This is a genomic window from Synechococcus sp. WH 8016 (assembly GCF_000230675.1).
Lineage (GTDB): Bacteria > Cyanobacteriota > Cyanobacteriia > PCC-6307 > Cyanobiaceae > Synechococcus_C.
On record NZ_AGIK01000001.1, the window covers coordinates 1141296 to 1168072 of the forward strand.

General features: G+C 58.4%; 29 protein-coding genes. 14 read left to right on the top strand and 15 right to left on the bottom strand.

The window, feature by feature from the left end; all coding sequences use genetic code 11:
* Positions 1 to 33: 33 nt before the first annotated feature.
* The 9 genes from SYN8016DRAFT_RS06185 to sppA form a co-directional block, all read right to left on the bottom strand.
* Entirely contained in the window at positions 34 to 1533 is a 1500-nt protein-coding gene (locus SYN8016DRAFT_RS06185; protein ID WP_038013465.1) for an AAA family ATPase, read from the bottom strand.
* A complete protein-coding gene (locus SYN8016DRAFT_RS06190; protein ID WP_006853475.1) occupies positions 1526 to 2077 on the bottom strand; it encodes a DUF177 domain-containing protein in 552 nt (183 codons plus the stop codon). Before SYN8016DRAFT_RS06190 ends, SYN8016DRAFT_RS06185 begins: the two co-directional genes overlap by 8 nt.
* Entirely contained in the window at positions 2074 to 3222 is a 1149-nt protein-coding gene (yidC, locus tag SYN8016DRAFT_RS06195) for a membrane protein insertase YidC (RefSeq protein WP_006853476.1), read from the bottom strand. Before yidC ends, SYN8016DRAFT_RS06190 begins: the two co-directional genes overlap by 4 nt.
* A 90-nt stretch (positions 3223 to 3312) precedes the next feature.
* Entirely contained in the window at positions 3313 to 3729 is a 417-nt protein-coding gene (locus SYN8016DRAFT_RS06200; protein WP_006853477.1) for a PH domain-containing protein, read from the bottom strand.
* 2 nt (positions 3730 to 3731) lie between these two features.
* Positions 3732 to 4121, bottom strand: a complete 390-nt coding sequence (gene rnpA, locus SYN8016DRAFT_RS06205) for a ribonuclease P protein component (RefSeq protein WP_006853478.1) — start codon at positions 4119 to 4121, stop codon at positions 3732 to 3734.
* 51 nt (positions 4122 to 4172) lie between these two features.
* Positions 4173 to 4310, bottom strand: coding sequence for a 50S ribosomal protein L34 (gene rpmH / locus SYN8016DRAFT_RS06210; RefSeq protein WP_011620012.1), 138 nt, complete (start codon positions 4308 to 4310; stop codon positions 4173 to 4175).
* A gap of 54 nt (positions 4311 to 4364) precedes the next feature.
* Complete coding sequence (locus tag SYN8016DRAFT_RS06215) at positions 4365 to 4955, bottom strand: DUF2808 domain-containing protein (RefSeq protein WP_006853479.1); 591 nt, start codon at positions 4953 to 4955, stop codon at positions 4365 to 4367.
* Positions 4956 to 5054: 99 nt separating this feature from the next.
* Positions 5055 to 5441 carry a chorismate mutase gene (gene aroH / locus SYN8016DRAFT_RS06220; protein ID WP_006853480.1) on the bottom strand — a complete coding sequence of 129 codons (387 nt, stop codon included), beginning with the start codon at positions 5439 to 5441 and terminating at the stop codon, positions 5055 to 5057.
* A complete protein-coding gene (gene sppA / locus SYN8016DRAFT_RS06225; RefSeq protein ID WP_006853481.1) occupies positions 5438 to 6250 on the bottom strand; it encodes a signal peptide peptidase SppA in 813 nt (270 codons plus the stop codon). Before sppA ends, aroH begins: the two co-directional genes overlap by 4 nt.
* A gap of 54 nt (positions 6251 to 6304) precedes the next feature.
* On the opposite strand from sppA, the gene SYN8016DRAFT_RS06230 reads away from it, so the two are divergent.
* Genes SYN8016DRAFT_RS06230 through SYN8016DRAFT_RS06240 form a run of 3 tightly spaced genes read left to right on the top strand, consistent with a single transcriptional unit; the run spans position 6305 to position 10220 of the window.
* Positions 6305 to 7267, top strand: coding sequence for a DMT family transporter (locus SYN8016DRAFT_RS06230; protein ID WP_006853482.1), 963 nt, complete (start codon positions 6305 to 6307; stop codon positions 7265 to 7267).
* Positions 7264 to 8376, top strand: a complete 1113-nt coding sequence (locus SYN8016DRAFT_RS06235) for a glycosyltransferase (protein WP_006853483.1) — start codon at positions 7264 to 7266, stop codon at positions 8374 to 8376. The genes SYN8016DRAFT_RS06230 and SYN8016DRAFT_RS06235 overlap by 4 nt, the downstream gene beginning before the upstream one ends.
* Positions 8367 to 10220, top strand: a complete 1854-nt coding sequence (locus SYN8016DRAFT_RS06240; RefSeq protein ID WP_006853484.1) for a glycosyltransferase family 39 protein — start codon at positions 8367 to 8369, stop codon at positions 10218 to 10220. The genes SYN8016DRAFT_RS06235 and SYN8016DRAFT_RS06240 overlap by 10 nt, the downstream gene beginning before the upstream one ends.
* On the opposite strand, the gene SYN8016DRAFT_RS06245 is transcribed toward SYN8016DRAFT_RS06240, so the two are convergent.
* Positions 10214 to 10750 carry a DUF721 domain-containing protein gene (locus SYN8016DRAFT_RS06245; RefSeq protein WP_006853485.1) on the bottom strand — a complete coding sequence of 179 codons (537 nt, stop codon included), beginning with the start codon at positions 10748 to 10750 and terminating at the stop codon, positions 10214 to 10216. The two genes, SYN8016DRAFT_RS06240 and SYN8016DRAFT_RS06245, sit on opposite strands and share 7 nt — an antisense overlap.
* Before the next feature lie 79 nt (positions 10751 to 10829).
* Between SYN8016DRAFT_RS06245 and SYN8016DRAFT_RS06250 the strand changes: the two genes are divergently transcribed.
* Genes SYN8016DRAFT_RS06250 through SYN8016DRAFT_RS06270 form a run of 5 tightly spaced genes read left to right on the top strand, consistent with a single transcriptional unit; the run spans position 10830 to position 14906 of the window.
* Complete coding sequence (locus SYN8016DRAFT_RS06250; RefSeq protein ID WP_006853486.1) at positions 10830 to 11597, top strand: PspA/IM30 family protein; 768 nt, start codon at positions 10830 to 10832, stop codon at positions 11595 to 11597.
* A gap of 57 nt (positions 11598 to 11654) precedes the next feature.
* The gene (gene trxA, locus SYN8016DRAFT_RS06255; RefSeq protein ID WP_006853487.1) at positions 11655 to 11981 is read left to right on the top strand and encodes a thioredoxin; all 327 of its coding nucleotides are present in this window, start codon (positions 11655 to 11657) and stop codon (positions 11979 to 11981) included.
* Entirely contained in the window at positions 11968 to 13161 is a 1194-nt protein-coding gene (locus SYN8016DRAFT_RS06260; RefSeq protein ID WP_006853488.1) for an aminotransferase class I/II-fold pyridoxal phosphate-dependent enzyme, read from the top strand. Before trxA ends, SYN8016DRAFT_RS06260 begins: the two co-directional genes overlap by 14 nt.
* On the top strand, positions 13140 to 13943 hold the full coding sequence (locus SYN8016DRAFT_RS06265; protein WP_038013468.1) for a biotin--[acetyl-CoA-carboxylase] ligase: 804 nt from the start codon (positions 13140 to 13142) through the stop codon (positions 13941 to 13943). Before SYN8016DRAFT_RS06260 ends, SYN8016DRAFT_RS06265 begins: the two co-directional genes overlap by 22 nt.
* Positions 13944 to 13958: 15 nt before the next feature.
* Positions 13959 to 14906 (top strand): M23 family metallopeptidase, encoded by a 948-nt coding sequence (locus SYN8016DRAFT_RS06270; RefSeq protein WP_006853490.1) that lies wholly within the window; start codon positions 13959 to 13961, stop codon positions 14904 to 14906.
* A 6-nt stretch (positions 14907 to 14912) separates the two neighbouring features.
* Here the strand turns inward: SYN8016DRAFT_RS06270 and SYN8016DRAFT_RS06275 are convergent, their stop codons facing one another.
* Genes SYN8016DRAFT_RS06275 through SYN8016DRAFT_RS06285 form a run of 3 tightly spaced genes read right to left on the bottom strand, consistent with a single transcriptional unit; the run spans position 14913 to position 17990 of the window.
* Positions 14913 to 15665 carry a response regulator transcription factor gene (locus SYN8016DRAFT_RS06275; RefSeq protein ID WP_006853491.1) on the bottom strand — a complete coding sequence of 251 codons (753 nt, stop codon included), beginning with the start codon at positions 15663 to 15665 and terminating at the stop codon, positions 14913 to 14915.
* A 17-nt stretch (positions 15666 to 15682) separates the two neighbouring features.
* The gene (locus tag SYN8016DRAFT_RS06280) at positions 15683 to 16426 is read right to left on the bottom strand and encodes an ABC transporter ATP-binding protein (protein ID WP_006853492.1); all 744 of its coding nucleotides are present in this window, start codon (positions 16424 to 16426) and stop codon (positions 15683 to 15685) included.
* Positions 16419 to 17990: an NAD(P)H-quinone oxidoreductase subunit N gene (locus SYN8016DRAFT_RS06285; RefSeq protein ID WP_006853493.1), complete on the bottom strand. Its 1572-nt coding sequence runs from the start codon at positions 17988 to 17990 to the stop codon at positions 16419 to 16421. Before SYN8016DRAFT_RS06285 ends, SYN8016DRAFT_RS06280 begins: the two co-directional genes overlap by 8 nt.
* A gap of 126 nt (positions 17991 to 18116) precedes the next feature.
* Between SYN8016DRAFT_RS06285 and topA the strand changes: the two genes are divergently transcribed.
* From topA to SYN8016DRAFT_RS06310, 5 genes are read left to right on the top strand one after another with little or no spacing between them, the layout of a single operon-like run.
* Entirely contained in the window at positions 18117 to 20834 is a 2718-nt protein-coding gene (gene topA, locus SYN8016DRAFT_RS06290; RefSeq protein WP_038013874.1) for a type I DNA topoisomerase, read from the top strand.
* Positions 20835 to 20854: 20 nt separating this feature from the next.
* Entirely contained in the window at positions 20855 to 21355 is a 501-nt protein-coding gene (locus SYN8016DRAFT_RS06295; RefSeq protein WP_141561387.1) for a hypothetical protein, read from the top strand.
* Positions 21356 to 21360: 5 nt separating this feature from the next.
* Entirely contained in the window at positions 21361 to 22005 is a 645-nt protein-coding gene (locus SYN8016DRAFT_RS06300) for a DUF2232 domain-containing protein (protein WP_006853496.1), read from the top strand.
* Positions 21977 to 23194 carry a nicotinate-nucleotide--dimethylbenzimidazole phosphoribosyltransferase gene (locus SYN8016DRAFT_RS06305; RefSeq protein ID WP_006853497.1) on the top strand — a complete coding sequence of 406 codons (1218 nt, stop codon included), beginning with the start codon at positions 21977 to 21979 and terminating at the stop codon, positions 23192 to 23194. Before SYN8016DRAFT_RS06300 ends, SYN8016DRAFT_RS06305 begins: the two co-directional genes overlap by 29 nt.
* A 9-nt stretch (positions 23195 to 23203) precedes the next feature.
* Complete coding sequence (locus SYN8016DRAFT_RS06310; protein ID WP_006853498.1) at positions 23204 to 24214, top strand: ABC transporter substrate-binding protein; 1011 nt, start codon at positions 23204 to 23206, stop codon at positions 24212 to 24214.
* Here the strand turns inward: SYN8016DRAFT_RS06310 and SYN8016DRAFT_RS06315 are convergent.
* Both SYN8016DRAFT_RS06315 and SYN8016DRAFT_RS06320 read right to left on the bottom strand, forming a co-directional pair.
* The gene (locus SYN8016DRAFT_RS06315; protein ID WP_006853499.1) at positions 24203 to 25360 is read right to left on the bottom strand and encodes an aldo/keto reductase; all 1158 of its coding nucleotides are present in this window, start codon (positions 25358 to 25360) and stop codon (positions 24203 to 24205) included. The genes SYN8016DRAFT_RS06310 and SYN8016DRAFT_RS06315 overlap by 12 nt on opposite strands.
* Positions 25357 to 25965, bottom strand: coding sequence for a bifunctional nuclease family protein (locus tag SYN8016DRAFT_RS06320; protein ID WP_006853500.1), 609 nt, complete (start codon positions 25963 to 25965; stop codon positions 25357 to 25359). The genes SYN8016DRAFT_RS06315 and SYN8016DRAFT_RS06320 overlap by 4 nt, the downstream gene beginning before the upstream one ends.
* Positions 25966 to 26023: 58 nt before the next feature.
* On the opposite strand from SYN8016DRAFT_RS06320, the gene SYN8016DRAFT_RS06325 reads away from it, so the two are divergent.
* Positions 26024 to 26686 carry a riboflavin synthase gene (locus tag SYN8016DRAFT_RS06325; protein ID WP_006853501.1) on the top strand — a complete coding sequence of 221 codons (663 nt, stop codon included), beginning with the start codon at positions 26024 to 26026 and terminating at the stop codon, positions 26684 to 26686.
* Positions 26687 to 26777 lie beyond the last annotated feature (91 nt).

The window sequence follows — 26777 nt, forward strand, 5'->3', positions numbered from 1 at the left end:
CCAAACCTTGTCTGGGCCCATGCCCCTGGTTCGTTACGCCCTGTCAGGGTTCGTTACCAGTCGCAATGAAGCTGGACGCGCCCGGCCGCTACTCGCCCATTGCTTCAGGCCTTCCAATTGTTCTTTGGCGGTACGCGACAGAGGAACCAATTGAGCCGCAGCTTGAATCAAATCGGACTCCGCCAATTCACGGCCCTCAGCAAAGGCCAGGTGCATGGCTTCAATCACCGTTTGCTCGAGCTCTGCTCCGGAGTACCCCTCCGTCCGGTCGACGACGGTTTCAACGGGAAGGCGCAGCCCTGGCCGTCTGCGACCGATGTGCAATTCCATGATGCTCTGACGTTCAGAGCGAGCGGGCATATCGAGGAGAAAAATCTCATCGAAGCGGCCCTTTCTGAGCAGTTCAGCGGGCAGCCGATCCACTCCATTGGCGGTGGCCACCACAAACACTGGAGATGTTTTCTCCGCCATCCAGGTCAGAACGGTGGCCAAGACCCGCTGACTGGTTCCGCCATCGCTGCGGCCGTCACTGCCAAATCCTTTGTCGATTTCATCAATCCAAAGCACACAGGGAGCCATCGCTTCAGCCCTTTGAATCATTTCGCGCGTGCGTGCTTCGCTCGCGCCAACGAGTCCGGCAAAAAGCCGACCCACATCCAAACGCAGGAGGGGCATGGACCAGCTGTGGGCGATCACTCGCGCCGTAAGCGACTTACCCGTTCCCTGCGGCCCTACCAAGAGCACACCCCGAGGGAGGGGCAAGCCAAAGCGCCTGGCCTCATCACTGAAGGCACGGTGGCGCTGCTCGAGCCACTGCTTGAGAGCTTCCAGCCCACCAATATCGGCGGGGGTGGCGTCGGTAGGACAGAACTCCAGCACTTCGCTACGCGCCAGGGCGAGACGCTTCTCCTCCAGCACATCAGCAAGGTCCTGGCGGCCGAGCTCGCCGCGCTGAGCCAACGCCTTCGCCGCCACGTGACGCACCCGTGATTCACTCAATCCACAGCAGGCATGGGTGAGCTCCTCAAGCACCTCGCTATTGAGGGGCGATCCTGTTGCCTTCGAAATATTGCCAAGCAGGGTCATCAACTCCTGTTCTTGGGGAAGGGGCAGGTCGAGCAGGGTGAGGGCTTCTTCTAAATCTGGGGGCGGAGTCCAGCTGCCACAACCGAGCACAAGGGTATGAGGGCGTCCACGCAACAAACTCGTGAGATTGCGCAGCATGCGGGCGATCCCCGGGTCATCGCAAAAGCGATGCACATCCTTGAGCAGAAACAGCGTGGGACTGTTGCCATCGAGATCCTGCAACCACTGCAGAACAACCATCGGCTGACGAGCTCCGAGTCCCTCGCTGCCAAGGACACCTGAAAGGCCACTCACAAAGTCCCATGACGCCAGTCGCCGGCCTGGCAAGCGTTCGGCCGCTTGACTCAAAAGAGATTCAACGCGCTCCTCCTCGTGGCTGCGAATCCAGATCAGAGGAGTGCCGGCGCGAATGAGCAGATCGAGTTCTTGGGCCCACTGTTCAGTCACGGGATACCTCCGACTCCTCGCCGACATCAGCGCGCAGGTTCAACAGTGCCTGCCAACGCGGATCGGCCGCGGCCGACAGCGAAGCAGGGGGCTCTTGGTTGGCCGCTTGAGGCATGCCTGAACAGTCATCACCGCAAAAATTGACGGCTGGAATTTGAAGACTCAATTGCTCGAACACCCATCGCTCTGGTTCAAAGCTGCCCCTTGGATCAAGACTTTCCACAAGTCCATCCACTGAAGACGCATCGAGGCCCTGCTCAGCCATCGCCTCTGCAGCTTCAGGATCGCCAAGCCAGATCAGCTCATTCACCTGCGTGGACAACTTGCGGTTGAACTGCTTCAGACAGCGATCGCAGCAAAGGCAAACGATGGTCTGAGCTGAGCCGGAAACCTCGAGAATATTGACGCGGTGCTCGGCCTGGAGATTGCCGCGAACGGGGGTTAGGGAGGGAAGCTCATCCAGTTGGCCCTCGAATTCCCAATCACGAACAGACCCAAGAGCTTGCAGCTCGCGAAGGGGAACGGGCTCGAGCCCAGGAATCATTTGTTTCCGCCTTTGGGCTCGAAGGGCATCCGACCAGAGCTGGATCCACCACCCGCAGAGGCCGCTGCAGGCTGGGAATTCTTCAGCCTTTGATCATCAAGGATCGACTGAAGGTTGTCAGGCAGAGCCTCACGCGTGAGCAGGAACGTTTGCAGGGCTTGGAAAATATTGGCGATCACCATGTAGAGCAAAACACCAGCAGGGAGTGGGAAGAACAGGAACATCCCCGTGATCATCACTGGAGTGATCTTGTTAGCCGTGGACTGCTGGGGGTTGGCGGGCATCCCCATGCCAGAGAGAAGCTGTGACGCGAACAGGCTGAGACCGAAGGCACCAATCAGGATGGCGATGTCCCAATTGATCGCCCCCTCGGTGTAAAAACCAACCTGACCGAGGGCCTTGATGAACAAGAAGCCGCTGCGGGCGGCCAAACCTGTGATTTTTCCTTCAACCGTTGCATCGCCGGTCGTGAGAGCCGTAATCGTTCCCGTCTCACTCACGCTGACAACGCCCTCTCCCTTGGTGACCGTCCAATTGGGAAGGAATCTTTGGCCGTTATCAACACCCGAAATCACATCGCGGAAACTCTCTCCACTGCGCGTCTCGAGCTGAATCGTGGCGGAGTCTCCAGCCCCGATCTTGGTGCCGCCGGGAAGGCTCGCGATGATGGGGACGTGATTCGTTTCCGTAATGAAGATCGAATGGCTGGCGCTGGTGAAAGGCTTGGGCTCAACAGCGGCAATCTGATCAGCGGGAAGCACCTTGAGATTGAGGGTGTATGGCACATCCGCGAAGGGTGATCCCCGCAACGTCGCAAACAGCGCAAACAAAATGGGCATCTGAACGAGCAGTGGCAAGCAGCCCGCCAGAGGACTGCCGAACTCCTTCATCAACTTTCCGAGTTCGGCTTGTTGCTTTTGGGGATCGCTTGCGTAGCGGGCCTTGATCTCAGCCTGACGCTTCTGCATCACAGGCTGGGCGATGCGCATGCGCCGGGCGCTACGAATCGAGCCTGCGCTGAGAGGAAACAAAGCCAGGCGAATCACCACCGTGAGGGCCACGATCGCCAAGCCATAGCTTGGAACCAATCCGTAGAAAAAATCCAGGATTGGCAGCAACAGATTGTCGGAGATGTACCCGATCACAATGGCGTTCCGAGTGATTGATGAATGTTGTTGCCAGTGTGCAACAGCACAAGGGCTTCTGTGGAAATTCGCTTGAGGCGAACACCTAACTCAGGCCGCGAAGCCCTTGTTGTCTTCCTCTTTCGCACTCGCATTTTCACGTCGGGCACGGATGCGCTCTTCGATGAAAGCCTCGAGCTCCCGGAACCGTGGGACGGAGCGCAGCTCCAGACGTGATCCATCTGTCAAGACAAGAACCATGTCTCCCCAGGCGCCAAAGCCGCGGGACACGCTGCGGACTTCACGCACCTGACTGAAGACCACCTGACTGCGATCCCGTCCCATCCAGCCGCCAGTGACCGAAATTCGACGGGTGGTGATGTTGAAACGCAACCAAACCGCGCGAACAATCGCTCCAACCGCAAAGGGCAGACCGATCAGTGTCAGCCCAAGCAACAGATTAAAAATCAAGTCGCCGCGAGCTGGACCCCCTTCGTAGAAGGTCTCTTCTTGGATGGACGTTGGCATGGCTAATACCCCGCTTGTTGGAGCAATCTGTCGCATTCTTCCAGGACAGGGGCATCTTTGGCCTCTGCGCCGGGTTTAAGACTGATCAAAACCCAGGTGTTGGCGTGCTTAAACGACTGCTCAAAATGTTCACGCAAGTGGTCATGCAGCAGGCGTCTGAGCCGATTGCGGACGACGGCCCGTTTGCTGACCTTGCTACTGACGACCACAGCGCATCGACACACCGCCGTTGCTCCCTTCTCCTCGACAGGGCGACAATTCCTACGTAGAAGTCTCGGCATCGCTGAGGCTTTACGCAGGGTCATCAACGTGCCGTGGAAGCGCTGACCCCTGCGATGCAGATGATCGAAACAGCGGTGACCGCGCAATCGCATGGACGTCGGAAGCACCATCGAATTCGTTCAAACGTCACCCCTCAAGGGGTTAAGCGTTGCTGATCAAGCTCAAGCAGCCAAGCGTGAACGTCCACGCTTGCGACGGGTCCGAATCACGCGACGGCCAGTGTGAGAGCGCATGCGAACACGGAAACCGGAAACGCGTTTCCGCTTACGGCTGGTGCCACCAAAAGTTCGTTTGGTCATGGATTCACTCTGGCGCCCAGCCCTTCATCAGTAGAAGAGCTTATCAGCCAATGCTTAGTCGATACTGAAGTTCCAGCTCCCCAAATAGCCGGCCACGGGGACATCCCCAGGCGCCTGGGCCAGAGCATTGAGCTGAAACATTCCAGCTTTATTGGGATTAAAGATCGTCATGGACACGGCGTAGGTGTCTTCGGTTGGGATGGGAGTTTCGGGGAAAACCTCAATGGCAGTTTGGTTCTCACTGACCTCGAAAACGGCTGGAATGGTCTCTTCGCAACGGCTTCTGCTGAGCATGCCGCCCTTCTTCATCTTGCAGAGCTTCAACTTGTTGGGGCGGATCTTTGCGTTGAAGTAATCAGGAATCGTGATGGTGAGCTTCAGGATCGCGGTTTTGCGATCTTTCGGCCGAAGCATCAGGTAGTAATCCGAGCGCTCGCGCGTGCGGGTGCTGGTTTGGACGTAGTACAACTTGCGATAGTTGTTATCGCTTTCCCAGCGAAACTCCATCAAAGAAGGAGTGTTCTGAGCTTGAACAGCAACGGGTTGGAGCATCTCGACCACAGAAGCGGAAGCAACAACTCCGCAACCGATCACCCCCGCAATCACAGCGAGGCGGCGGGTCTGGGTCGTGGGCAGAAAGTCCATTCGTTCACCTGGTGAAAACAACCACCGCAATGGTTAGATCCCATGATTGTCCTAAGGACAGGCAGCGGCAAGGGGTTCGAAGGGCCGGCGCGGCATCTGTCAGTTGTGACTGGATCTATCTGGCCTGAGGCGGCTGGCTTCCCCTAGGTAGGCGTGGCGAAGCTCCTGATCTTCTGGCATCCAGGTGTGGGCCAAAAGACGAATGCACCTGGCCAGGTCCCCCTCAACAGCCATCTGTTGACAGTCAATCAGTGCCACCCCATCCCAACCTTCACGGCGGCGTGCGATGGCCGCTGGGAAACAGGCATCCAGATCGGTTGTCACCGAAAAGGTGATCGAAACGATGCATTCCGGCTTCAGAGCGTTGTGTTCGACCAGGGCATCCATCAGCTCAGAGACCGCCTGCTCGATCGCAACAACTGTGTTGGCACTGCAGGTGGTCGCACCTCGCAGACCGCGCAATGCCAAGCCGCTCCCCAAGGTCATGGCCGAAACAACCACAAAGGTTGACCGCTGAGCTCCATTTCAACCGTAACGAGCTCCTGTATGCGTGCAAGCAAATGGGACCCTGACAACCCTTGCAGCAAGGGCTTGCGGGGTTTTCCAAGGGTCACCACGCGGCAGCGCTCCTCATCCAGATCAGCCAACTGTGCCGCAAGCACCCTTGCGCGCTCCTCGTCCCCCAATTCATCCACAAGCCCAAGATCTTTGGCCTGCGCACCGCTGAACACCCGACCGTCAGCAAACTCGCGGACACGGCTTGGATCCAGCTTTCGTCCTTCGGCGACGGCCGCCACAAATTGCTCGTAGCTGCTGTCAATCAAGGCTTGCAGGAGCTCACGTTCTTCTGCGCCAAGGGCACGATCCGGAGAAAGGATGTCTTTGAAAGCACCGCTCTTCACCGTTTCAAATTTGACACCAACACGATCCAGCAATTTGGACAGGTTGTTGCCGCGAAGAATCACACCGATGGAACCGGTGATCGTGCCTGGATTGGAGACGATCGTTTCTGCAGCAACACCCACATAAACCCCACCAGAAGCAGAGATATTCCCGAAGCTGGCAACAACGTGACAGCCTTTTTCCCGCAGCCTGAGCAAGGCAGCATGAATCTCCTGACTGTCGCCAACAGTCCCTCCAGGACTATCAATTCGCAGCAAGAGTGCAGGGAATTCCCGCTCCTGAACCTCCTTCAGGGCTTTAAGAACGCGACGGCGTGTGGAGCCAGTGATCGCCCCCTCAATGGCGATCCTCGCCATCGTTCGCCGGGACTTGCGGCGCCAGGGCCAGATCATGACGATCAATCAAACACATTTAGATCTTAAAAAGGAGCCTGTTCGCAGCACCCCATGGGATCTCTCCGCCGAGGGCTGCTGATGGTCCTTCCGTTCGCCCTCTGGGGAACGGCCATGACAGCCATGGCTCCTCTGGTCAGCACGGGAGGGCCGATTCTGGTCTCCTGCTTGAGGCTGCTGCCGGCTGGAATCGTTGTGATCGCCTTTCTTCCGCTCCTCGGGCGTTCCCTAGCGATTGATCCTGGGGATCGGGGTTGGTTTCTCCTGTTCACCCTGGTTGATGCCCTGCTCTTTCAGATCTGTCTTGCCCGCGGACTCGAAGGCACGGGCGCTGGCCTCGGTTCCGTGCTGATTGATTCTCAGCCCTTGATGGTTGCCCTGCTTGCCCGCTGGCTTTTTGCCGAAACGATCAATCCCATCGGTTGGATGGGCTTGGTTCTCGGCCTGATGGGAATTGTCTGTCTAGGGGTCCCCCAACCGCTACTGCAGCACTGGTGGCTCTTGGGTGAGGGGGTGTCCTTTCAATCCGGTTGGCAGGCTGGAACTGGTTGGATGTTGGCGGCTGCCATTGCGATGGCTGTCGGCACCGTTCTGAGTCGATTCGCCTGCCGAAACAGTGATCCTGTAGCCGTTACGGGATGGCACATGCTGCTGGGGGGACTCCCCTTGCTGGTTTGGCATGGCCTCGACGGAGCGTTCCCCTTAATTCCTCCTTGGTCCGCGTTGGCTTGGACGCAGATGGCCTATGCATCGCTGATGGGGAGTGCCGTGGCCTACGCACTATTTTTCTGGTTCGCCAATCGTGAGGACCTCACAGGGTTCACCACATTGGGATTTCTTACACCCGTGTTTGCGCTGGCGTCTGGGGGCCTGCTGTTGCAAGAACGACTCAACACCCTGCAATGGTTAGCGGTGGTTTTGGTCCTGATTTCAGTCGTGCTGGTGAGCCAACGCAAACGACTCTGGGAGCCGGTTGCTCTCGTGAATAACCCCCAGCAAAGCGATCTCGGCGCATGAGCACCCCTCCCCTTGATTTAGTTCTTGTCAGCACACCCATCGGTCACTTGGGCAGTGGACGCGGCGGCGGTGTGGAACTGACGCTCACCTCGTTGCTGCGCGGTCTTGCCGCAAGGGGGCATCGGATCACCCTGGTCGCCCCGGAGGGGTCGGTTGCACCTGACGACTGCCCTGGACTCCTCCTGCACACCGCAGGGGGCAACGACCAACCCAGCTGGCAACATGCCCAAAGAGCTGCTTCCGTTCAAATTCCATGCGATGGCGTGCTTCCCCATCTATGGGACCTGGCGTTGTCCTTAGGCGAAGACGCCGATGCGGTCATCAACTTCAGCTACGACTGGTTACCGCTCTGGCTCACTCCCCATGCGAAGTCCTCGTTATTTCATCTCGTGAGCATGGGTTCTGTCTCGCGGGCGATGGATGAGGTCATCTCGCAACTCGCCCGCTGGGACCAGAGGCGAATGTCCTTCCATACCCAGCGGCAGGCGAGTGATTTTTCCCTGACCAGTCCACCCTCCATCGTGGGCAATGGCTTTGACCTCACCCGTTACCAGTTGCAGTTGAACCTCCATGGCCCACTGGGTTGGGCCGGTCGCATCGCACCTGAAAAAGGTCTCGAAGATGCCGCAGCTGTTGCCGCAGCTCTTGGAGAAACGCTTCTGGTGTGGGGCTTGGTCGAAGATGCTGGCTATGCGCAATCGGTCGAAGCAGCCGTGCCTCCCGGAACCCTTGATTGGCGTGGTTTTCAGCCAACACACCGCCTTCAGCAGGAGCTTGGATGCTGCCGCGCTCTCCTGAATACGCCCAAGTGGAATGAGGCCTACGGCAACGTGGTGGTTGAGGCCATGGCCTGCGGAGTCCCTGTTGTGGCCTATGACCGCGGCGGTCCTGGCGAGCTGATTCAAGACGGCGTCACGGGATGGTTGGTGCCACCGGATGATCTCGAGGCCCTCACAATGGCCAGCCGCAAGGTCGATCAAATCGATCGACAAGCCTGTCGCCGTTGGGTGGAGCAAAACGCCAGCCACACAGTGTTTGCGCAACGCGTAGAGGCTTGGATCAGGCAGGGCCTCTCTGCAGGAAATGGCACGCTCGCCCCATGTCGATAATCAACGCCACTACCGACGCACGGATCTCGCCACGACAGCGCAGCCGAGGGCTGCTGCTGATCTTGGCGCTTGGCCTTGCCTTGGGCTGTTGGCAACTGGGGGCCACCGGTCTTGTCGATGAGACCCCGCCGCTGTTTGCAGCCGCGGGTCGTGCCATGGCACGCACGGGGGACTGGTTAACGCCTCGGGTCAATGGATTACCCCGATTCGACAAACCGCCCCTGGTGTATTGGCTCATGGGTCTGGGGTACTCGCTCCCCGCCAATGAGCTCTGGGATCCACTCGGCACCTGGGCCGGCAGGCTTCCCTCTGCCCTCGCGAGTGTGGCCACCATGCTGATGCTTGGGGACACCTTGATGGTGCACCCAAGTGCAGAGGACAGCCATCCACGCCGCACTGCGGTTGCAGCAGCACTGGCCTTTGCGCTCTCTCCCTTGGTGCAGCTATGGAGTCGTACCGCCGTCAGTGATGCCCTACTCAGCGGCACCCTCGCCCTCAGCCTGCTTTGCCAGTGGCGTTGTTACGCCAGTGGCCACTCGCGGCGATGGTGGATTGCCTGGGTTCTGCTCGCCACAGCCGTTCTCACAAAAGGGCCTGTCGCCGTCGTCCTCAGTGGCATGACCCTGGCACTTTTTGCGCTGATGCGCCGAGACCTCAAGGGCCTATGGCGCTGCATCAAACCGATCCGCGGCCTCGCGATCACCGCGTTGATCAGCCTCCCTTGGTACGTCGCAGAACTGCTGGTCGAAGGCCAACCTTTTTGGGACAGTTTTTTTGGCTATCACAACCTTCAACGCTTCACGTCAGTCGTGAATAGCCACCTTCAACCCTGGTGGTTCTTTGGGGTGATTTTGGTTGTGGCATCCCTGCCCTTCACCCCCCTGTTGCTGCTTGGGCTGGCGCAAACCCTGCATCCTTCCAATCTCAAGCGGGCGTTTTCATCCAGCCAACCCACCGCAACACTGTCTCTGCAGAGTTTTGCCAGCTGCTGGCTTCTCTCCATCCTTCTGCTGTTCACCACAGCGGCAACGAAGCTGCCGAGCTACTGGTTACCGGCCACACCGGCTGCTGCCATTCTCATCGCCCTCGCAGCAAGGTCCTCGGGACAACAAATCCGCCGCCCTTTGGATTGGGCCTGGGGCGCCACCATCTTGCTCACGTTTGTTTTGGCGGTGGGGTTCTGGAGTTCCTCGATCTGGGTTCCCCTCATCGATGATCCCGAGATGCCCACGCTGCCTGCCGAACTGCTCGCAAGCCGCTTGGTGCTCAGGACAGCGGTGTGCTTCTCGGTCGCTTTCGTTTTGGGGCTCTGGATGATCAGGCGGAAGGCCTCCGGTCGCCTCCTTGCCGTTCAGGGACCGCTGGTGGTGTTCCAGCTCATTGCCCTCATCCCCATGATTGGCTTAGGCGATCGCGTGCGTCAGCTTCCAATCCGTGATGTAGCCGCAACTGTGTTGCACCATCAACGACCTGATGAACCCATCGCGATGGTTGGGGTGATGAAACCGTCTTTGCACTTCTACACAGATCAGGTTGTGGTTTACGAAGGAACATCTACAAACGCCTTCATCAACCTTGCAGATCGCTTCAGCAAGGAGAAAAGACAGGGATGGCAAGGGGTCCCAATCAGCAAGAAAGGAAGTTCGCCGTCGGCACTAATTGTTATCGATTCACAAACAATGAAAAAGAAACATTGGAGGGGCCTCAATCCAGAGCCCCTCGGACAATTTGGAATTTATCAAGTTCTTCGATTCGACAGGAGGACATTGGATAAAAGAGCTTTAAAGCTCCATGCCAAAGGGACTCATCCAACATGGGAACAGCCTCGTCCTGAACGTTACTGACCGCTGACGAGCGACTCTGACAACTTCAATCGTCGACAAAATCCGCAGTGACCCCAGAGCGCCATCTCTCCTGCAGGGGCTGGGCTTTGGCAGCAAGGGCATGAATCCATTCCATGCACATCAATCCGACTTGGATGGCGAGCCCAAACACTCTCCTCGCTCTCTAAATCTGCCGCAGGAGAGGGATGGTGTTGCTGGATCCTCAGATCACGCACGGCATGGCCAGCACTGCGCACGGCCGCCAAAAGTTGAGGCTTGCTGTACTGCAGAGCCTGCCGCCATTGCGGGTGGCGAGCTCCCACCGTGAGAACCCCATGGCTCAAATTCAAAGGCCTGCAGTGATCGGCCAGGGGACGCCCCGCCAATTGGGGCCAGTCCTGCCAAAGCGCGGCCAGCGACCCCTCCCGTCTCCAGGTGCTGCGTAGAGAGTCGAGGCACTCCACAAGGGGCTGAACCGGCGGCGGTGGCGGCGGCACCAACACCTCTCCCCGACCAAATCGGCGCCGTTGGGATCGAGGTGCTCGTCCCATCACGTCATCCCAAGAAATTGGACCTTAGTGGGGGAAGGTGCTTCAGCTCGCTAATCTCTGGCACTGCTCGCACCGATTCATGGGTTTCTTCGACCGGCTTAGCCGTCTGCTGCGCGCCAACCTCAATGATCTCGTTAGCAAAGCGGAGGATCCCGTCAAGATCCTCGATCAAGCCGTCTCCGACATGCAAGACGACCTGGTCAAGCTCCGACAGGCTGTTGCCATGGCGATCGCCAGTCAAAAGCGGCTCAAAAACCAAGCAGAGCAGGCCGAGTCTCAAGCCCGTACCTGGTATGAGCGCGCCGAACTTGCCCTCAAGAAAAACGAGGATGACCTGGCGCGCGAAGCCCTGACACGTCGCAAAACCTTCCAAGAAACGGCCACATCTCTTGGCAGCCAAGTGCAGGCCCAAGGGGCTCAAGTGGAAACCCTCAAAAAAAGCTTGGTCGCTCTAGAGGGAAAGATTGCCGAGGCTCGAACCAAGAAAGACATGCTCAAAGCCCGGGCTCAAGCCGCCCAGGCCCAACAGCAGCTCCAGAGCGCTGTTGGCAGCATGGGAACGAATTCAGCCATGGCGGCCTTCGAGCGCATGGAAGACAAGGTTCAATCTCTGGAAGCCAGCAGCCAAGCGGCCGCTGAACTCGCCGGCGCGGACCTTGATAGCCAGTTCGCGGCGCTTGAAGGTGGCGACGATGTGGACGACGAACTTGCCGCTCTGAGAAAGCAGGTGGAGGGAGGCGCAGAGGCTGCCGCTCTGCCCGCAGCCGACTCAGAGGTGAAACCCGTGAAGGTGGAAGAGGTGGATGCCGATCTGGAGGAGCTGCGGCGATCTATCGACAAACTGTGATGAATCAACGCCTTCAGCGGCGGAGTCCATAGGATTCATTCAGTTCCAAAATCGCCCGTGTCTTCAGCTGTTTCCGACTTCACAGATGCAGCGTTCGAGCAGGAGGTGTTGGCTGCATCCACGACCGTTTTGGTTGACTTCTGGGCCCCATGGTGTGGCCCCTGCCGGTTGATGGCACCGTTGATGGACTGGGCTGCTGAGACCTACGCCGAACGCCTTTTGGTTGGAAAACTAGAAGTGGATGGCAATCCGATCACCCGCGATGGCTTCAAGGTTCAAGGCATTCCAACCCTGATCCTGTTCCGCAACGGCCAGGAGATCGCGCGACACGAAGGGGCCATTGCCCGTCCTCAGCTGCAAGCCTTCCTGGATGCTCACCTCTAAGCGTCTGGCCCGGCTCGGCAGCGGCGTGTTTGATCGCAACGATCAGCGCAAGCGCTTGTACCAGCTCGGGGACGCCCAACAACAGCAACCGCTGATCGACCTTTCCCTGGGATGCACCGATCTGCTTCCCCCTCCGGCCGCCGTCCAGGCCATGGGGGACCTTCTCCAGGAGCCCAGAAGCGCGGCGTACTGTTTGCACGCGGCAACGGCCTCGTTTCGAGAGGCCGCAGCGGCCTGGTGTGAGCAGCGTCTGGGTGTGGCGGTGGATCCTGAGCGAGAGGTTCTTCTCCTGGTTGGATCTCAAGAGGGAACCGCCCATTTACCCCTGACGGTGTTGGATCCAGGGGATCAAGCCCTGATTCTTGATCCGTCTTACCCCTCCCATCGCGGAGGCCTTGAATTAGCCGATGCCTCGATCCAGACCCTGCCCCTCACGCCGGAGCGAGGTTGGGCACCGGACTTCAAAGCGATTACAGAGAGTCAGTGGGATCAACTGCGTTTATTGATTCTGGGTTTTCCCCATAACCCCACAGCCTGCGTTGGCGAACAATCCTGGCTTGATGAAGCGATGCATCAGGGCCAACACCATGATCTAGTCATCGCCCACGACAATCCCTATCTAGACCTAACGCTTGAGGGAGAAGCACCGTCCCTTTTGCGTTGTCCCCACTGGCGCGAACGCGGGATCGAATTCTTTTCGCTGTCCAAGGGATGGTGCTTGGGGGGGTTTCGTCTGGCATTCGCCATCGGAGCCGAACCCCTGATTACGGCCTTGAGGCAGGCCAAAAGCGTGATCGATTTCAATCAATGTCAGGCGCTGCAGCAAGGAGCTGTTGTGGCCCTCTCAGAGCACGCTGATTGGCCAGCCAATCTCCTTCCCATCTATCGAGAACGGCGCGATCGCACGCGCGCTGCACTGGCCGCTCTTGGATGGTCGATCCCATTGCCATCCATGGCCCTTTATCTCTGGATGCCCCTCCCGGCCTGGGCCCGCTCAAAAGGATGGGGAGACGAGCAGATGGCCACTCAACTTCTGGAACATTGCGGGGTTGTGGTCACACCTGGCTCCGGGTTTGGAGAAGCCGGGCGTGATTGGCTACGCCTTGCCTTGGTCCGTCCAGCTGACGAACTTGAAGCGGCCGTAGCACGACTCGCTCCTTGGTGGCAGCAGCAGTGCTGAACCATCAGCTGCGTGCCGGAGGAGGATTACTCCATCGCCTTCGCAGACATCAAGCTGCGGCTTGGAGGCTCCAATGCAAACCAGTTTGTGCCAGCACCGAATTGGAGTTGAACCACTGGCTTCAAGCGGTGCCCTGGCGCGGAGAATGGCCTCGAGCTGTTCTGGCCGATCATCAAACCAGAGGGCAGGGGCAGCGCGGCCGGCGCTGGGAGGCAGCCCGTGGAGGGGTCTGGATCAGTGCCGCCCTTCCCTGGGATGCAAGCGGCGGCCATGCCGACATGCTCGGGCTGATCGTGGCGCTGGCCTTAGCTGAACGCCTGGAGCAAGAGGGGCTCCCGGTGCGAATCAAGTGGCCCAACGATCTCCTCATCGATTCGCGCAAACTGGCTGGATTGCTTCCTCGACTGGTGTTTCGTGGAGGCCGCTTGCGCATGGTGCGCATCGGCATCGGCTTGAATGTGGCCAATCCCAGTCCCATGGGGGCGGTTGCCCTGCGCGAGCTCCTGCCGCATGGTCGCGCACGACGCGATTTTTGGACGGTGGAGGTATTAAGAGCGTTGGGCCGCGTCCAGACCCTGGCAAACCGTCCAGAGGTTGTGCGCCTTGGCATCGAAAACCGCCTTTGGGCCCATCAGGTTCAGGATCCTCAGAGCGGGGAGACCTGGGACATTCAAGGATTGGCCTCGAATGGAGCACTGCAACTTTGCCAAGGAACCCGCACCGCCAGCTGGACCCGCTGGCCTGATGGCACCCTTGACAATCTCTACAATCTCGCAAGATAAGACGTTTGAAACGAAGTGGTTCTGCGCTGGCTTACTGCTCCCTTGCTGCTAACCCTGCCCTCTGCTCCTCAGACCCCTCAAGCCCTTCCAGTACCACAAGCGCCCCTCCTTCCTCCCGCTGAACTTCGCGTCAAGCCACCCCAACGCTTTGATCGCTCGCTGGAGTCCCTCGAACGCAACCAAATCATTACGCCCCAGGAGCGGCGAACCCTGGAGAGAGGGGCCGTCGCCAAGCCCATCGATGTGCCGCGCTTTCAGCAAGCCTGTCGTAGTGGCGCTCTGTCCAAGCGTGAATGCGCCACTGGCGTCGCCTTTCGCGGGCGTTCCAATCGCGCAACCTTCAGCCAAACGAAACGGCGCCTCGCGCCCATCGCCGTGCCGGTTTCTGCGCTTCTTGCAGGAGCCGGACATGGCTTTCGCTTGGAATCCGTCTTCTCCGTTTCGCCCAGACCTCTTGCAATCGCTGGCAATGGTGATCAGCGCCTGCTCTTTCCCATCATCGGCTCTGCCATCACCACAAGTGAATTCGGAATGCGCCAGCATCCCGTGATCGGCCAATGGTTGATGCATGCAGGAAAAGACCTGGCCGCCCCAGAAGGCACTCCTGTGATTGCGGCCCTCTCAGGCACGGTGATGAGTAGCGGACTCGCCGGGGGGTATGGCATTGCTGTGGAACTGGAGCACACGTCCCCCACACGACGCACGCTCTACGGGCATCTTTCAGAGATATATGTGAAATCCGGGCAAAAGGTCCAACAAGGTGAGGTGATTGGAAGGGTCGGAAGCACCGGCCTCAGCACAGGACCTCATCTTCATTTCGAACTGAGAATGAAACAAGGGAATGGCTGGGTAGCCAAAGATCCCGGCGAACTCGATCTCAACCCAATCGCAGCGTCTGGCACTGATGCTGTTTCCTTGCTCGTGGGGCAACTGATGAACAGTCTCGAAAGGAATAAAGCCTGAGGTTTCTTAGGCGTCTGAAGAATGGCTTTCGTCTCTTAAAATGAATCCAACACCGCGGACCGTGTGAATCAAAACCGGAAGGTCCTTGCTTTCTACTTTTTGCCTTAAGTAACGTATATAAACGTCTAGTAAGTTGTCATCTCCATAAAAATCATCTCCCCAAACACCCTTCATAATTTCAGATCTTTCCAACACCTTTCCACTACCACGCATCAGAAAACAAAGCAACTCATATTCTTTCACCGAAAGCTGAATCCTTTGCCCAGAACGATGCACATCCCTTGTCTGGGTATTCAGCGTCAAACCTCCAACAGACAAGAATGTGGACTCGGCATCTCTGCCTTGTCCGGATCCTGAAAAGCCTTGCGCTCTGCGCGTCATCGCTCTCAAGCGAGCCATCAATTCTTCTATTGAAAAAGGTTTTACCAAATAGTCATCAACGCCAGCATCCAGGGCTTTAACGCGATCAGAAATATCATCGTGCCCCGTCAACATCAAGATTGGAGTCGTTACTCCACTGCTGCGAATTCGCTGGCAAATATCTACGCCTGAAAAATCTGGAAGATTCCAATCCAGAACAATGAGATCAGGCTCGGGTTGACTTCTGGCTTTGATCAATCCGGTCGCACCATCAGCTGCGACCTCAACCTCATACCCTTCAACGTCCAACTCCAATCGCAACAACTCCGTCAAGCGGACTTCGTCATCCACAAGCAGAATTCGAATCGTTTGATCAGAGGGTTCTGGCAACTGGGCCATTATCAAGCTTTATCAATTTACTGAGGGGAAGGCGTTTGAAGGCCTGGGTTAACGCGGTTTTCTGCCACGCGCTCGACCTTACCGTCGCGAAAGTGAATCACGGTCTGAGCACGCGCTGCCACATCGTCTTCATGGGTGACGAGAACGATCGTGATGCCTTGAGCGTGCAACTCATCAAACAAGTTCAAAACGTCGTTCGTCGTGCGTGAATCCAAGGCCCCGGTGGGTTCATCAGCGAGGAGGAGCGCTGGCTTGTTGATGATTGCTCTGGCGATAGCCACCCGCTGCTGCTGACCACCCGACAGTTGGTTGGGGCGATTCTCCATCCTTTGCCCAAGGCCAACCTGTTGCAGGGCTGCCCTAGCCCTTTTCTCCCGCTCCAATGAAGGGAGGCCGGCATAGATCATTGGCAGCATCACATTCTCCAGTGCTGTCGCATGGGGGAGGAGATGGAACTGCTGAAAGACAAAACCCAGTTCCTTATTGCGCAGATCGGCCAACGCATCGTCATCAAGCCGCTCCACAGCACTGCCATTGAGGCAATAGGAGCCACTGGTGGGTCGGTCAAGGCAGCCCAGAACATTCATCGCCGTGCTCTTGCCCGATCCACTCGCACCCATCACGGCCAAGTAATCACCCCGCAGCACATCCAGATCAAGCCCATTGAGGGCTTTGACCTCCGTTTCTCCAGATCCATAGACCTTGCTGACATCTCGAAGCTGAGCCACCGATGGACGGGCTTCATCCAAGAGATCAGCCAAGGGACGCTCCCGAGGAGTTAGCAATCGCCTGCTGCAACAAAGGGGTGCCAGCCACCGTGCTGCTAGCCCATTCGAACAGAGGATTGGACAAGATTCCGCCCACTGCTGTCACCACGACACAGAGCACGAGCGCCACCCTCAACGGTGGAAGTCCGATCGTGCTCCAGTTAATCGGTGGATAGGCCTTCACAACGTCTGAAGCCTCTTGAGGCTCCTTCACCACCATCATCTTGATGACGCCGATGTAGTAGTAGATCGAAATCACCGAAGTCACGAGGCCGACCACAACCAAGACGTACTGGTGGTCCGCCCAGCCCGCAAAAAACAAATAAATCTTCCCGAAGAAACCAAGCATTGGTGGAATGCCACCAAGGGAAAGGAGGCAGAGACTCAGGCCAAGCGTGATTAAGGGATCTTTCTGGTACAGACCGGCATAGTCAGAAATTCGGTCGCTTCCCGTTCTGATCGAGAACAGGATGATGCAAGCGAATGCTCCAAGGTTCATGAACAGATAGGTGGCCATGTAAAGCACCATGGCGGCGAAGCCGTCTTCCGTGCCGCACACCAGACCGATCATCACGAATCCGGCTTGCCCAATCGAGCTGTACGCCAGCATCCTCTTCATGGAGGTCTGGGCTAGGGCCACCACGTTGCCCAGCGTCATGCTGAGGATCGCCAAAACCGTGAAGAGGAGTTTCCATTGCGTGTCGAAACTTCCAAAACAGCCAACGAGAAGTCGCAGGGCTAGCGCAAAACCTGCAGCCTTCGACCCCACGGACAAGAAGGCCACAACCGGGGTGGGTGATCCCTCGTAAACATCAGGCGTCCACTGGTGGAAAGGAACAGCTGCAATCTTGAAAGCCACCGTGGCGAGAACAAACACCAGCGCAAGAGCGGCCAATGGGGTGGGACTGGTCACCAGAGCCGTACCGATCACTTCCAAGCTGGTTGAGCCACTCAGGCCGTACAGCAGCGATGCTCCGTAAAGGAACACAGCCGCCGCCGCTGAACCCACCAGGAGATATTTGAGCGCCGCTTCAGAACTTCGCGCATCACGCTTCATGTACCCGGACAACAGGTAACTGGCCACGGACAGCGTCTCGAGAGACACGAAAACGCTCACCAGATCTGTGGCACCGCAAAGGAACATTCCGCCCAAGGTGGCGGCCAGCAGGATGGCGGCATATTCCCCAACGGGCGTGCCACTTTGCTCGGCGTATCGCCAGCTGATCAGAAGCGACAGCAGGGTGGAGAGGGCAACAACAGCCCGGAACGCAATCGCGAGGTGGTCGGAAAGAAACGCCCCTAAAAACGAAGGTTCAAGGGGTTGATTCCACTGCAGGGCCAGCAGAACCAAAGCCGTCCCCAACCCCGCGTAGCAAATGGGTGGAACCCAGCGAACTGAAACTTTTTCCCCCGCTAGATCCACCAACAACGTGGCGATCATGGCCACCAAAACAGCGGCCTCAGGCCCCACCGTGCCGGCATGCAAAGCGAGATTGAGCAGCTCTCCAGGAGCTGCCACGGCCTGGGTGGAGAGAAGCAGAGCACCCAACTCGGGCATGGCGAGTCTGGTAAAACCAATTGGAGGGACTGTAGCTGCGCTCCTGCTCTTCCCTGAGTGAATTCGCTGATTTCGCTGCAGAAAGCTCGGCGGTGCGATAAAGAAGGGGACGGTTACCGACCCCCCGTGGCGAACACCCTGGTCATCGTTGAAAGCCCCACAAAGGCGCGCACCATCCGTGGATTCCTCCCCAAGGGCTATCGGGTGGAAGCTTCGATGGGCCATGTGCGGGATCTGCCGAACAACGCAAGTGAGATCCCCGCAGCTCAAAAAGGTCAGAAGTGGGCCAACCTCGGAGTCAACACAGAGGCGAACTTTGAACCTCTTTATGTGGTCCCGAAGGACAAGAAAAAAATTGTGCGCGAGCTCAAAGACGCCCTGAAGGGCGTTGATGAACTGCTGCTGGCAACGGACGAAGATCGCGAAGGTGAAAGCATCAGTTGGCACCTGCTCCAGCTGTTGTCACCCAAGGTCCCCGTGAAACGAATGGTGTTTCACGAGATCACGAAAGAAGCGATTTCCAGGGCACTCGATGACACCCGTGAGCTCGATATGGAGCTGGTGCATGCCCAAGAAACCAGAAGAATTCTCGACCGATTGGTGGGGTACACCCTCTCGCCCCTGTTGTGGAAGAAAGTTGCTTGGGGGCTTTCGGCCGGACGTGTTCAATCCGTCGCTGTCCGACTGCTCGTGCAGCGAGAGCGAGCAAGACGCGCCTTTCGCAGTGGCAGCTACTGGGATCTGAAAGCTGCGCTCGAGCAGCAGAGCCTCCGCTTTGATGCCAAGCTCACCCACCTCGGCGGGACGAAAGTCGCCACCGGCACTGACTTTGATGAAAGCACCGGCGGCCTCAAACAGGGCAGCAAGGTGCGCCTCCTGAGCGAAGACGACGCTCGCTCCCTGTCGCTTGCCCTGAAATCGTCGGACTGGACCGTCTCCTCGGTCGAGGAAAAGCCCACGGTGCGCAGGCCCGTTCCGCCGTTCACAACCAGCACCCTGCAGCAGGAATCGAATCGCAAATTGCGTCTCTCCGCGCGAGAGACGATGCGCTGCGCTCAGGGCCTCTACGAACGCGGTTTCATCACCTACATGCGCACCGATTCGGTGCATCTCTCCGATCAAGCCATTACGGCGGCGCGCAGCTGTGTGGAATCGCGCTACGGCAAGGAGTATCTGAGCAAGGGGCCCAGGCAGTTCAGCACCAAGTCACGCAATGCCCAGGAAGCCCATGAGGCGATCCGACCTTCTGGTGAGAGCTTCCGCGCTCCGTCCGAAACAGGCCTCGAAGGGCGTGATCTGTCGTTGTATGAGCTGATTTGGAAGCGCACAGTCGCTAGCCAAATGGCCGAAGCCCGGCTCACCATGCTCGCGGTGGACCTCACCGTGGGAGAAGCCGTGTTCCGCTCCAGTGGAAAACGCATTGATTTCCCTGGCTTTTTCCGCGCCTACGTCGAGGGCAGCGACGATCCTGATGCGGCGTTGGAAGGCCAGGAAGTGTTGTTGCCGGCCCTGAACGTTGGGGACTCACCCAAGGTTCATGACGTCGAAGCGCTCGGACACCAAACCCAGCCGCCTGCTCGTTTCAGCGAGGCCTCCCTGGTGAAAATGCTGGAGAAAGAGGGGATCGGTCGTCCCTCCACCTACGCCAGCATCATCGGCACGATCGTGGATCGAGGCTATTCCTCGCTCAACAACAATTCGCTCACCCCAAGTTTCACAGCCTTTGCCGTAACCGCTCTGCTGGAAGAGCATTTTCCTGATCTGGTGGATACCGGGTTTACGGCCCGCATGGAAACCACGCTGGATGAAATCTCTACCGGGAAAGTGCAATGGCTGCCCTACTTGGATGGTTTTTTCAAAGGCGACGAAGGACTGGAGTCCTTGGTCCAAAAACGCGAGGGAGACATCGACCCGGGAGCATCACGCACGATCGACCTCGAAGGCTTGCCTTGCGTGGTCAGGATCGGGCGATACGGCGCTTATCTCGAATCCAAACGCGTTGGTGACGACGGAGAAGAGGAGCTGATCAAGGCGAACCTGCCTCAGGACGTGACCCCAGGAGAACTCGATCACGAACAAGCAGAGCTGATCCTGAAGCACAAAGCCGATGGTCCAGAAGCACTTGGCGAGGATCCAGAAACGGGCGATCTGGTTTACCTGCTCTTCGGCCAATACGGGCCTTACGTGCAGAAAGGTCAGGTCAGCGATGAGAATCCCAAGCCGAAACGGGCCTCCTTGCCGAAAGGGGTGAAGCCCGAAGATCTGAAGCTGGATGATGCGCTCGGACTCCTGCGCTTGCCCCGTCTCCTGGGCGAACATCCAGAGAGCGGGAAGGTTCAGGCTGGCTTGGGTCGCTTTGGCCCCTACGTGGTTTGGGACAAGGGGAAAGGCGAAAAGGACTATCGCTCCCTCAAGGGCGAAGACGACGTGCTCGCCGTTGGGCTGAGCCGAGCCCTGGAACTGCTCGCCATGCCAAAACGTGGACGCGGGGGAAGGACGGCGCTCAAGGATCTTGGAAAACCGGAGGGAAGCGAAGAGACCGTGCAGGTCTTTGATGGCCCCTACGGCCTTTACGTGAAGCAGGGAAAAGTGAATGCGTCATTGCCGGAAGGCAAAGGCGCCGACGACATCACCTTGAAAGAGGCCATCGAACTCCTCGACGCCAAAGCCGCTACCAAAAAAACGTCACGACGCAAAACGTCAACGGCCAAAACCACCACCAAGGCCAAAAGCACCGCCAAGGCCAAGACCGCCAAACCTGCTGCCCGTAAAGCGCCGGCGACGACCAAAACCGGGCGTCTTCGCGCCAGTGCCGTGCGCGTCATCCGTCCTGGTGACGCTTAATGCACGCGCGGTGGTTGCTGATGCCGCTGCTGCTTGCCTTGCAGGCCTGCTCAGGTACCACCTTTGGGGAGAGGCTTGCCGATAGCTTCGATTCACCAGGCGCACCCGCCGCGGCCGAGGAGACAGCAAGTTCCAAGGTGGAGCAGGAAGCAAACTCTGCAGTAAAGGAACCGGAGAGAGCTGAAGACCAGCCCGTCAAAAACAAGGCGACCGCTGCGAAAACATCTAAAGCGCAAACATCCGAAGCGAAAACAACTGAGCAGGAAGACGAGGAGACAGATCCTTCGGAAGCGAAGACTCCGCAGGAAAAGACCAACGTCCAACCCAACCCGATACCCGCCGAGCCTCGGCCCTATCGCATCACGATTCGATTGGCTGCCGCTGATCCTGCAGCACCAGCGGAAAGTGTCACGGATGCCTTACGCCGCGCCGGAATTGGCTTCGAAGTCGAAACGATTGAGAAAATCCCTTCGCTTCAAACCTCAAAAAAAGCCGCTAGCGACAGCCCAGGACAGCCTTAAACGTGATGGAACCGCAACTCAGCCGTCGACAGGCTCTACGCATGATGGAGGCCTCTTACCTCGCGGCGGCGGCAGCCTTGATTTGGCTGGCTCTGTATTACCTGCCGATCGGTGGAGCCCTGTTCCGTCTTGCCCTCCCTCTGCCCCTGGCGCTGCTGCTCGTGCGTCGGGGCAGTCGAGCTGGGCTTGAGGGCGTCGTTGTCGCGATTCTGCTCTTGGTGGTGCTGATGGGTCCTCTGCGTGGGCCCCTGATGCTGTTTCCCTACGGAATGCTGTCGCTCTGGCTCGGGTGGTGCTGGCAGAGAAAGGTGAGCTGGTGGATCAGCTGGGGGCTTGGTGTCGTCATTGGAGCTGCTGGATTTCTCGTGAGGGTGGTCGCGCTGTCCCTGATGGTGGGCGAGAACCTTTGGGTGGTGATCACCAGAGCCGGAGCCGGACTGCTCGATCGTGTCCTCGAGTTGCTGCAGCTGCCCCTCGCCCCTGATCTGCTGTTGGTGCAAGCCATGGCCATCACGCTCGTTGTGGTGCAGCAACTGGTTTATGTGCTGGCTCTCCACGCTTTGGCCTACTGGATCTTTCCCCGTCTCCAAGCTCCGATTCCTGAACCTCCTCCCCTGCTCCATGGCCTGGTCGCCCTCGACCCTCTTTGAGCACCCGGCGGGATGCACCCGCCTTTCCGGTCCAGCATCCGAGTTTTGGTCGGGTGCTATCCACCGCTTTTGGTCTGATCCTGAATCCGGTCCCGATCTTTTACTCCTGCTGTCCTCCACGTTGACCGCAGAGGTGGAGGGCATCTCTGCCGCGGGTGCCACCTCGGAATCACGCCGCTACACCGCGATTGCTGACGCTGAGTTGCTGCTTTATGGGCCCTCACATCGGCCTCGCTGGCCATTGCCTCCCCTTCCCGCCGGCGTCTCACCAGCGTTGATCAGTTGGGTGGCTGCGGAGGCGGTCAAGATTCAGCCCTGGGTGGGTTCGATCGGACTGTCCAAGATGCCTCCCTTCGCGCATCTGCGCTTTGAGAGTCCTGAGCTTGGTCCAGCCGAATGCATCAGCAGCGGGCACGCCATGACACCTCAGAGAGTTCTGCAGCTGATCAACCAAGGCCAACGGTTCGGTGAACGTTTGCGCCACCCGCTCGTGCTTGCTGAATGTGTCCCCGGAGGGACCACCACAGCGTTAGCTGTGCTTTGCGGTCTTGGCGTTCCCGCCCATGACCTGATAAGCGGGAGTGCCATCCATCCACCAATGGCCTTAAAACGAGACCTGGTGCGTCAGGGGCTGCAATCGGCACAGTTCAGCGCCACGCCTTCCGCTCAGGAGCTCTTAGCTGCCGTAGGAGATCCTTTTCAGGCCTTTGCGACCGGGTTACTGATCGGATCGCTCAAGAGCCGTCAACCCCTCCTCTTGGCTGGGGGCAGTCAGATGGCGGCCGTGATGGCACTCGCCCTCAACATGGTGTCGACCAAACAGCGCCGCTTGCTTTCCAAGCAAGTGCTGATTGGCACAACGGCCTGGTTGGCTGGGGAAGTGCTCACGCCCAGCGGGAGCAAACGCGCATCCCTGGTCGAGCTGCTGGCATTACTGGAAAATCATTTCGATGTTTCCATCTGTGCGTTGGCGAGTGGCCTGCGCTTTCAGGGGAGTCGACACCTCGCGCTGCGTGATTACGAGCTCGGACACGTGAAAGAGGGCGTGGGTGCCGGAGGTCTCGCCTTGCTTGCGCAGCTGCGTGGACTGTCCTTGGAGCGCATCAGCCAGGCGTGCGACAACGCCATGGATCAATTGCTCGAATCCAAGCGCAAACAGCAGGAATCGCCAAGGGATCCCGCCCCGTAAGGTTTGAGAATGATCGGCCCATCTGCTCAGCCCGTTTCCTTTCGCCGGCGACAGCTGCTTCAGACCGGCTTGATTGCCGGACTCTCCTGGCTCACAGGCTGTGCGCGGTCGAATGATTCGCCCCTCTTGCGGGCCCCGAAGAAGAGCCTGCCTGCCCTGTGGCAAAAGCAACTCAAGGCGCCCTGGCGCATTGCAGAGCTGGAAGCGATCAACAGCTCCGACCCCCCGTGGCTGTCGTCCACCGATCTGCTCACCATTGGGGATGGTTGGTTATCGCGTCTAGATCCTGGATCGTTTCAAGCCATTGATGCCGCCCCTCTTCAAGCGCAATTAGGTCCGGCATCAGAGCGGTTTCTGTCTGAATTACCGAGCGACTGGAAAGGCAAAATTTTTCCCGTGGGCGTCAGCCCCTGGGTGATGCTGTTTCGAGGAGAGCCAGCCCTCAAAGGCCAAGCAGCCAACAGCTGGGATGTTCTGCTCCAGCCTGAACTGAAAGGCAACGTTCTGTTGCCGTCGAGCCCGCGGCTGGTGATGTCGCTGGCAGAGCACATGCAGGGCCCTGATGCGCTGCGAAGCCTCAAACAGGCAGCGATCAGTTTTGATGATCGCCATGCCCTCAACTGGTTGCTGCAAGGCGATGCACAAGTGGCCGTGCTGCCTCTCCAACGCTGCATGGCAGCACTGCTTCGGGATCAAAGGCTGCATGCAGTGCTGCCTGCGCAGGGTGCGCCCCTGAACTGGACCGTGATGCTGCGCCCTCGTTCAAGCAAAGAGCCCCTCCCTCAGGACTGGGTCAAGAAGGCCTGGGAAGAGCCACTGCTGAGTCGGATGCTCTCGGCAGGCTGGGTTCCTCCCCTGGCTCGTTCCCAACTCAGCACTGCCATGTCACGGGTGCCAAAACGGCTTCGCTCCCTGGTTCTTCCCTCCGAGGAGATCTGGCAACGCTGCTGGAATCTTGCCCCTCTGGATCCGTCAGAGCAGGAGGCGTTGAAAGCCAAGTGGCAGGCCTTACCCCCATAGACGTCGTCGAGGGGCCGCGGCCAAGAGCTGATGGGTCTCCGCCAAGAGATCAGGAATCGCCAGTTGATGGGGACAACGGGGCAGGCAATCCCCGCAGGTCTCACAGCCTTCGGCGTTGACTTCCTCCCACCAGTGGCCAGCGCGCCCAATCAAGTTGTAACGCTCTTCTGTGAACTCCTGCAGGTCGTGAGCAAGTCGGAGGTTGCGCAGTCGCAACAACTCGGGAATGGGCACCTCCTTCGGACAGGGGAGACAGGCACGGCATTGATGGCAAAGCGTGTCTCCAAGCCGCTGCTGCCGCAACTGTTCGAGACGAATCACAGCCGTCTGCTCTGCAGGGGTGAGCGCCCCATCACTGCTGGCCATGGAGGCGGCCAGGTTGAGATCGCTCGGGCGGCTGGCCCCAACCGTCAGGGTGCTAATTCCAGCCGCTAAGAGGTAGCGGTAAGCAAGAGCAAGGGGGTCCCAAGGCTGGCAATCGGCCTTCAGCCGTGAGCTTGGTGCCTGCAAACGGCCCCCCTTATCGGCGGGGGAGATCGCCATCACTCCCATCCCTGCATCCAGCGCTTCCAACGCCAAGGGAAGCCGGGCTGGATCCAAAAGATGGAGATGCAGGCTGCAAAACCGAAACCTCCCCGTTGAGATCGCACGAGCGATCAGTGCATTGGAGCCATGGCTGCTGAAGCCAACTTGACCCACAAGCCCTGATCTCAACGCCCAGTCCAAGAGCCTTGCTCCCTCTCCTTCCACCGCCCAATGCAGGTGTTCCTCTCGATTCAGGCCATGAACTGCCAAGCCATGCAGAAAGGGGCGTCCCAACCGTTCAAGGCACGCAGATAAGGCGCGTTTTCCTTGTTCCAAAGACAGGCCTGGAAGGAGTTTGCTGGTGATTAACCACCCCCCTTCAGGAACGATCCCTTCCTGAGCCAGCTGATCCAAAGCCTGCCCCAAAAAGGTTTCAGCAGGGCCATAGGCGGGTGCCGTCTCCAAGTGATTGATCCCAGCGGCATGGGCTGCCCGCAAGACGGCAACCATTTGGGCACGATCTTGCAAAGCACGCATCGTCCCCAGGGTGAACAAGCTCACCGCTGGACCCGTACCAAACGCACGACGAACCCCAGCACCATCCAAAGGCTCTGTGGTCATTCCAGAGGAGTGTCGTCGGTCGTTTCCTCGTCCTTGGGTTGTCTGGACTGAAGGTGGCGGACCATGGCGGCAGGGCTGACCTGATCTATAAATCGACGAAACTCGTTTCGATCCTCTGCATCCGCTTCCGCATCCACAGCGATCGAGGCTTCAGCAACGACTTCCTCCAACATCCAAATGCTGCTGCCAGTGCGGATGGCAAGCGCAATGGCATCACTGGGCCTGGCATCGATACTCAGGAGATCGTCCCCTGTCTGCTGCTCCTCGATCGGCTCACAGTCTGCGGAATCTTCGCTGGAGTCTTCTATCTCATCGAATGGTGCGTCGTGGCTGAGTTTCAACACAGCGCGAAAGGTGCTGTCTTCAATCGCATGGATGATGACCCGTTCGAGGTGCAGCTCACCCGCAGCCAACAAGCTCACCATCAAGTCATGGCTTAAGGGGCGAGGTGAGGGCTCTCCATTCAATCCAGCCATGATGTTGTGGGCCTGGGCCTGATCGATCCAGATCGGCACTTGGCGCAGTCGAGATGGATCGCGAAGCAGAACGATCGGACTTCGACTGGCGGCATCTAGCGCAATGCCGATCACGCTCATTTCCACCATCGACGGCTCTCCCCCCCTTCCTCGATTATGACCAGTGAACACACGCTGAAGGCGCAGCATGTTCACGGGTCTGGTGCAAGCTGTTGGTCGAATTGAGCGCCGCGGCAGTGGCCTCGTCGTGAGTGGCTGCACTCCATTCGCGCCCCTTCAGCTTGGGGACAGCGTGGCCGTTGATGGCGTCTGTCTCACGGTGGCGGCACTGGTGGGCGATGGGTTCATTGCCAATGTCAGCGAGGAAACGCTGCAACGAAGCACACTCGGACGCAAGGCCTCAACAGGCGGGTCGGTCAATCTGGAACCAGCCCTACGCCTGTCCGATCGCCTTGGCGGGCATCTGGTGAGTGGTCATGTCGACAGCATCGGTGAGGTGCTGGCCATCGAAGCCCTCAGCCAATCCTGGAATCTCGAATTGCGCTGGAGAGATGCCGCCTATGGCCGCTACATCTGTGAAAAAGCCAGTGTGGCCGTGAATGGCATCAGCCTCACGGTTGCAGGATGTTCGGATGCTGGCGCACGATTTTGGATCGCCGTGATTCCTCACACCTGGATGGCAACAGCCTTGCGCGATCTCGCACCCGGGGATGAGGTGAATTTAGAAATCGATCTGCTTGCTCGCTACACGGAACGTCTGCTCGACCACTCGCGAGAAGGAGCTCCATCCGCCGGGGGCAATCACAGTTCTATGAGCGCTGAGTGGCTCGCCTCCCACGGTTGGAGCTGAGGGCTAAGGCTTGAAGCTGAGGGAACATCACAAAAACCGGTCAGATCCTCGGGGAATCAATACCTTTCGTGGGTGTCTCTTTTTCAACGTT

Bases quoted from the DNA above. Each gene is read 5' to 3' on its own strand.
- SYN8016DRAFT_RS06325 (WP_006853501.1), top strand. From the start codon at position 26,024: ATGTTCACGGGTCTGGTGCAAGCTGTTGGTCGAATTGAGCGCCGCGGC.
- SYN8016DRAFT_RS06320 (WP_006853500.1), bottom strand. From the start codon at position 25,965: ATGGTGGAAATGAGCGTGATCGGCATTGCGCTAGATGCCGCCAGTCGA.
- SYN8016DRAFT_RS06260 (WP_006853488.1), top strand. From the start codon at position 11,968: ATGCTCACCTCTAAGCGTCTGGCCCGGCTCGGCAGCGGCGTGTTTGAT.
- SYN8016DRAFT_RS06315 (WP_006853499.1), bottom strand. From the start codon at position 25,360: ATGACCACAGAGCCTTTGGATGGTGCTGGGGTTCGTCGTGCGTTTGGT.
- SYN8016DRAFT_RS06305 (WP_006853497.1), top strand. From the start codon at position 21,977: ATGGCCTGGTCGCCCTCGACCCTCTTTGAGCACCCGGCGGGATGCACC.
- SYN8016DRAFT_RS06250 (WP_006853486.1), top strand. From the start codon at position 10,830: ATGGGTTTCTTCGACCGGCTTAGCCGTCTGCTGCGCGCCAACCTCAAT.
- aroH (WP_006853480.1), bottom strand. From the start codon at position 5,441: ATGACCTTGGGGAGCGGCTTGGCATTGCGCGGTCTGCGAGGTGCGACC.
- SYN8016DRAFT_RS06230 (WP_006853482.1), top strand. From the start codon at position 6,305: ATGGGATCTCTCCGCCGAGGGCTGCTGATGGTCCTTCCGTTCGCCCTC.
- SYN8016DRAFT_RS06300 (WP_006853496.1), top strand. From the start codon at position 21,361: ATGGAACCGCAACTCAGCCGTCGACAGGCTCTACGCATGATGGAGGCC.
- SYN8016DRAFT_RS06240 (WP_006853484.1), top strand. From the start codon at position 8,367: ATGTCGATAATCAACGCCACTACCGACGCACGGATCTCGCCACGACAG.
- SYN8016DRAFT_RS06295 (WP_141561387.1), top strand. From the start codon at position 20,855: ATGCCGCTGCTGCTTGCCTTGCAGGCCTGCTCAGGTACCACCTTTGGG.
- rnpA (WP_006853478.1), bottom strand. From the start codon at position 4,121: ATGGTGCTTCCGACGTCCATGCGATTGCGCGGTCACCGCTGTTTCGAT.
- SYN8016DRAFT_RS06200 (WP_006853477.1), bottom strand. From the start codon at position 3,729: ATGCCAACGTCCATCCAAGAAGAGACCTTCTACGAAGGGGGTCCAGCT.
- SYN8016DRAFT_RS06285 (WP_006853493.1), bottom strand. From the start codon at position 17,990: ATGCCCGAGTTGGGTGCTCTGCTTCTCTCCACCCAGGCCGTGGCAGCT.
- rpmH (WP_011620012.1), bottom strand. From the start codon at position 4,310: ATGACCAAACGAACTTTTGGTGGCACCAGCCGTAAGCGGAAACGCGTT.
- SYN8016DRAFT_RS06275 (WP_006853491.1), bottom strand. From the start codon at position 15,665: ATGGCCCAGTTGCCAGAACCCTCTGATCAAACGATTCGAATTCTGCTT.
- SYN8016DRAFT_RS06310 (WP_006853498.1), top strand. From the start codon at position 23,204: ATGATCGGCCCATCTGCTCAGCCCGTTTCCTTTCGCCGGCGACAGCTG.
- sppA (WP_006853481.1), bottom strand. From the start codon at position 6,250: ATGATCTGGCCCTGGCGCCGCAAGTCCCGGCGAACGATGGCGAGGATC.
- SYN8016DRAFT_RS06215 (WP_006853479.1), bottom strand. From the start codon at position 4,955: ATGGACTTTCTGCCCACGACCCAGACCCGCCGCCTCGCTGTGATTGCG.
- SYN8016DRAFT_RS06245 (WP_006853485.1), bottom strand. From the start codon at position 10,750: ATGGGACGAGCACCTCGATCCCAACGGCGCCGATTTGGTCGGGGAGAG.
- SYN8016DRAFT_RS06190 (WP_006853475.1), bottom strand. From the start codon at position 2,077: ATGATTCCTGGGCTCGAGCCCGTTCCCCTTCGCGAGCTGCAAGCTCTT.
- SYN8016DRAFT_RS06235 (WP_006853483.1), top strand. From the start codon at position 7,264: ATGAGCACCCCTCCCCTTGATTTAGTTCTTGTCAGCACACCCATCGGT.